The 4823-nt window shown below is 70.5% G+C and carries 5 protein-coding genes and 2 rRNA genes; 5 read left to right on the forward strand and 2 right to left on the reverse strand.

Annotated features, from left to right (window positions below):
- The 4 genes from E1283_RS31815 to E1283_RS39585 all read left to right on the forward strand — a co-directional run.
- A 23S ribosomal RNA gene (locus E1283_RS31815) occupies positions 1 to 103 on the forward strand; the annotation flags it as partial.
- Between the two features lie 94 nt (positions 104 to 197).
- Positions 198 to 314, forward strand: a 5S ribosomal RNA gene (rrf, locus tag E1283_RS31820).
- A gap of 134 nt (positions 315 to 448) precedes the next feature.
- Positions 449 to 1678: a hypothetical protein gene (locus E1283_RS39775; protein WP_207930609.1), complete on the forward strand. Its 1230-nt coding sequence runs from the start codon at positions 449 to 451 to the stop codon at positions 1676 to 1678.
- Positions 1621 to 2418, forward strand: a complete 798-nt coding sequence (locus E1283_RS39585; protein WP_279571308.1) for a tetratricopeptide repeat protein — start codon at positions 1621 to 1623, stop codon at positions 2416 to 2418. The genes E1283_RS39775 and E1283_RS39585 overlap by 58 nt, the downstream gene beginning before the upstream one ends.
- Here E1283_RS39585 and E1283_RS31830 read toward each other — a convergent pair.
- Positions 2409 to 4187 (reverse strand): IucA/IucC family protein, encoded by a 1779-nt coding sequence (locus tag E1283_RS31830; protein ID WP_132821640.1) that lies wholly within the window; start codon positions 4185 to 4187, stop codon positions 2409 to 2411. The two genes, E1283_RS39585 and E1283_RS31830, sit on opposite strands and share 10 nt — an antisense overlap.
- Before the next feature lie 5 nt (positions 4188 to 4192).
- A complete protein-coding gene (locus tag E1283_RS31835) occupies positions 4193 to 4762 on the reverse strand; it encodes a GNAT family N-acetyltransferase (protein ID WP_132821641.1) in 570 nt (189 codons plus the stop codon).
- On the opposite strand from E1283_RS31835, the gene E1283_RS40055 reads away from it, so the two are divergent.
- A partial coding sequence (locus E1283_RS40055; protein WP_132821642.1) for an acyl carrier protein occupies positions 4710 to 4823 on the forward strand: 114 nt, incomplete at its 3' end. The two genes, E1283_RS31835 and E1283_RS40055, sit on opposite strands and share 53 nt — an antisense overlap.

Raw genomic sequence — 4823 nt, forward strand, 5'->3', positions numbered from 1 at the left:
GATGGGGTAAGGCTCCCTGTAGACGACAGGGTTGATAGGCCGGAGATGGAAGCCGTGTGAGCGGTGGAGTTGACCGGTACTAATAGGCCGAGGGCTTGTCCATAGATGCTCGCGTCCACTGTGAAATCTGAACCCGTGCTCTTTGAGCGGACAGATAACTGAAGAGTGTGCTTGTTCGCTTGGAGCACTTTGAGTGTTCCGGTGGTCATGGCGGTAGGGAAACGCCCGGTTACATTCCGAACCCGGAAGCTAAGCCTGCCAGCGCCGATGGTACTGCATGGGGGACCGTGTGGGAGAGTAGGTCGCCGCCGGACAATCTTTTGGAACCTCTGGTTCCTCAGCGTACATGCTGAGGAACCAGAGGTTTTTTGTTTTTCGTGTAAGGCAGGAAAGGCAGGAATCACGGCCATGACGGATTCGTCGGACGGTAGGTCGGAGCGGGAGTCGCGTGCCCCCCGGCGCGAAGAGGATCGGGGCGGCTATCAGCGCGGTGGTGGCCGCGGGGACACGCGAGGCGACCGTCGCGACGATCGCCGTGACGACCGGCGTGGTGGTCAGGGCCGCGGCGGCGGCTCGTGGGGTCGGGGCGACGCCCGCCGGGACGACCGGGGTGGCGGCCGCCGGGACGAGGGATCGCGACCGCGTGGGGAGTCCGGCGGCAGCGATCGCGGAGGCTTTCGGCGTGACGACCGCGGCCGCGATGACCGTCCTCGTGATGACCGTCCTCGTGGAGATCGGCCGACCGGCGGTGGTTTCCGGCGTGACGATCGGCCGCGTGAAGACCGCTTCCGGCGTGACGATCGTCGGCCCGGGTATGGGAGTTCCGGGTCGGGTGGTGGAGCCGGTGGCTTCCGTCGGGATGATCGGCCCAGGGACGAGCGTCCCCGTGAGGACCGTTTCCGGCGCGATGATCGTCCGCGTGGGGATCGGCCGACCGGTGGTGGGTTCCGGCGCGATGACCGTCCGCGTGATGACCGTCCGCGTGGGGATCGGCCGACCGGTGGTGGTTTTCGGCGTGACGACCGTCCCCGTGAGGACCGTTTCCGCCGCGACGACCGCCCGCGTGAAGACCGCTTCCGGCGTGACGATCGTCGGCCCGGGTACGGGAGTTCCGGGTCGGGTGGTGGAGCCGGTGGCTTCCGTCGGGATGATCGGCCCAGGGGTGACCGGCCGACCGGCGGTGGTTTCCGGCGGGATGATCGGCCCAGGGGTGACCGGCCGACCGGCGGTGGTTTCCGGCGGGACGACCGTCCCCGTGACGACCGTCCCCGTGACGACCGTTTTCGTCGGGATGACCGGCCCAGGGACGAGCGTCCCCGTGAGGACCGTTTCCGCCGCGATGACCGTCCTCGTGATGATCGTCCGCGTGGGGATCGGCCGACCGGTGGTGGTTTTCGGCGTGACGAGCGTCCCCGTGAGGACCGCTTCCGCCGCGACGACCGTCCCCGTGAGGAGCGGCGGCACCAGGGCGGTCGGGATGATCGGCCGTGGCGTGAGAGGGACCGGGACCGGGGTGGCGACCGTCGTGAGTCGGGTGGCCGCGACTTCCGGGGACAGCGCGACGACCGTGGCGGGCCCCGTGGCGGGTATCGGCGCGAGGGCGTGCGGCGCGGCCCCGACATGGCGCGGGACCGTGACCGTGAGCGGGTCAGGCGGCTGCCGATCCCGGACGAGGTGACGGGCGACGAGATCGACCGTTCCGTGCGGCAGGAGTTGATGAGCCTGCCCAAGACCCTCGCCGTGGACGTGGCGCGGAACCTGGTCATGGTGGCCAGGCTGCTGGAGGACGATCCCGAGCGTGCCTACGGCTACTCGCGCGCGGCGCTGCGGCTCGCCTCGCGGGTCGGCGCGGTTCGTGAGGCGGCCGGGTTCGCGTCGTACGGCGTCGGGAAGTACAGCGAGGCGCTGACCGAGTTCCGGGCCGCCCGTCGGATGACCGGGTCCGTGCACCTGTGGCCGCTCATGGCCGACTGCGAGCGCGGCATGGGGCGTCCCGAGCGGGCGTTGGCGATGGCCGGCGAGCCCGAGGTGCGGCAGCTGGACAAGGCCGGCCAGGTCGAGATGCGGCTGGTCGCGGCCGGCGCGCGGCGCGACATGGGGCAGGCGGACGCGGCGGTGGTGACACTGCAGAGCCCGGAGTTGGCCTCCAACTCCGTCCAGCCCTGGACGGCACGGCTGCGCTACGCCTACGCGGACGCGCTGCTGGCCGTCGGCCGGGAGAGCGAGGCACGGGACTGGTTCGCCAAGGCCGTGGAGGCCGACCAGGGCGGAACCACCGACGCCTCGGACCGGCTGGCCGAGCTGGACGGGTTGGAGTTCGTCGACGCGCTCGACCCGGACGCCGAGGACGACGATCCGCTGGACACCGAGGACGACGACGCTGACGACGAGGTCGAGGAGCGCCGGGATCAGGCGTAGCGGGCGATCGGGTTCTCGAGCGTGCCCACCAGCTGAAGCGAGCCGCTGGGGTCCTGGAGGTCCACCATCTGGCGGTTGTCGCGCAGTTGGAGGCGGTTGAGGCAGGACAGGGCGAAGCGCTCGGCGAACAGGTCGAACCGCGCGTACTTCTCCGCGAGCTCCGGAACGGCCTGCTGGTAGTCGGTGACGCAGGCGGCCACGGTCGCCCAGAAGGCGTCCTCGGTCAGCAGGCCGTTCTCGGTGAGAACGCCGTTGAGGAAGCGGAAGAAGCAGTCGAAGACGTCGGTGAAGACGGAGAGCGCCCACACGTCGTCCGGTACGTCGACGCGGATCCGCTCGACCTCGGGCGGTAGGGGTTGCTCGGCGCTCATCACGCCGATCTCCTCGGCGATGTCCTTCATGATGACGCGCCGCGGCACGCCGTTCTCCAGGACCAGGATGACGTTCTCGCCGTGGGGCATGAAGGCCAGGTCGTAGGCGTAGAGGCAGTGCAGCAGCGGGGTCAGGTAGGCGTCGAGGTAGTGGCGCAGCCAGACCTCGGCGGGGAGTCCGGACTCGGCGATCAGCGCGGCGGCGAACGAGTCGCCGTTCCGGTCGGTGTGCAGCAGGGAGGCCATGGTGGCCAGCCGCTGGCCGGGTTCGAGGGTGGGCACCGGGCTCTCGCGCCAGAGCGCGGCGAGCATCTTGAGGTAGGGGGAGCCCTTCTCGGTCGCGGCCTCGTAGTGCCGGTGGTGGTAGCCGATGGCGGCGTGTTCGCGGATGATCGAGAAGCCGGTGCCGGTGAGGAGGTCGTCCTTGGCGATCAGCCCGGCCAGCCAGTCGTTGATGGCGGGGGTGGCGCGCATGTAGCTGGCGGAGAGGCCGCGCAGGAAGCCCATGTTGAGGACGGAGAGGGCCGTCTTGACGTAGTGCTTCTCGGGGGCGTCGGTGTTGAAGAACGTGCGGATGGACTGCTGGGCGCGGTAGGTGTCGTCGCCCTCGCCGAGGCAGACCAGGTGGTGCCTGGCGATCTCGCCCGCGAAGGTGACCGAGAGCCGGTTCCACCACTGCCAGGGGTGGACGGGGATCAGGTAGTAGTCGGCGAGGTCGAGGCCGAGCGCTGTCATCCGGTCGGCGAAGCGGCGGCGGGTCGCCGCGGCGAGTTCGTCGGCGATCAGGGTCTCGTAGTCGGTGTCGGTGGAGGCGGTGAACGTGGCCAGGTCGCGGCGGGCGGCGAGCCAGACCAGGCGGACGGGGGAGCCGGTCTCGGGGGCGTAGGAGAGGTATTCGGCGGCGTCGAAGCCGAGGCGTCCGTTGTTGGCCACGAAGCAGGGGTGGCCTTCGGTCATGGCGGCCTCGACGGTCTGGAAGTCGGCGCGGGCCAGCTCGGCGGCCGGCCGGTGGGGCGCGGCGAGCTTGAAGGCGGTGCCGGCCATGGTGCTGGTGATCTCCTCCAGGTAGACCGGGAGGACGTCGTCGGAGAGCCCGAGGGTGCCGCGCAGGTCGAGGAAGAAGTCGAGGGAGTCGAGGGGGAGCGGGACGCCGTCGCGTTCGCGGGTGAGGGAGTCGGGGTCGATCAGCCAGTGGTCGAGCCTGAGGCGCCGGGCGGTGAAGTGGTAGGCGAGGGTGGGGTCGTCGGCGCGGACCGTGTGCCGTCCGTCGGGGCGCGGTTCCGGGGTCAGGAGGCGTTCGTGGGCGAACTCGGCGAGCGCCTTGCGTATCAGAAGGCGGTTGGCGCGCTCCCACAGCTCGGGGGTGAGGTGGGCGACGGCCTCGTGGGGGACGGTCATGCGGTTCACTCCTGGGGTGCTGCCGTGGTGGCCCTGGTGGCCTCGTACTGTGCGCGGGTGCAGAAGCTGAGCAGGGCGTCCTTGTCGGGCAGGGTGACGGTGCGCTCGACCTGGAAGCCGACGGCGGCGTTGAGGGCGTGGACGGGCGTGTTGCGGGCGTCGGGTTCGACCACCACGCGGTGGTTGGCCGGGTCGGCGAAGAGCAGTTCCATCACGGTGGTGATCACGGCGAGGGTGAAGCCGTGCAGCGGGGCGTCGGTGGGGGCGACCAGGAAGTGCATGCCGACGTCGCCCGGCCGGACCGGATAGACGGAGCCCACGGGGTCGTGGGCCGGGTCGTACGCCTCGACGAGGAAGGCCGGCTCTCCGTCGTGCAGGCCGAGGTACGCCCGGTGGGCGGGGGCGTCGTGGACGGCCTGGAACGCCTTCCGGACGTCGTCGGGTTCGGCGTCCCGCATCAGCCAGAAGACGGATTTGGGGTGGGTGAGCCAACGGTGCAGCAGCTCGGCGTCGGTGCTCGGCGTGTCCGCCGGGCAGCCGCTGTCGCGCCGCCGCGGCCTGTTCGAGCAGGGCATGGACTCTCTGACCGCCGTGGAGTTGCACGCCCGCCTGGAGGCGGAGTTCGCTCTCGCACTA

The sequence above is a fragment of the Streptomyces hainanensis genome (assembly GCF_004348415.1).
Taxonomy (GTDB): Bacteria; Actinomycetota; Actinomycetes; order Streptomycetales; family Streptomycetaceae; genus Streptomyces; species Streptomyces hainanensis.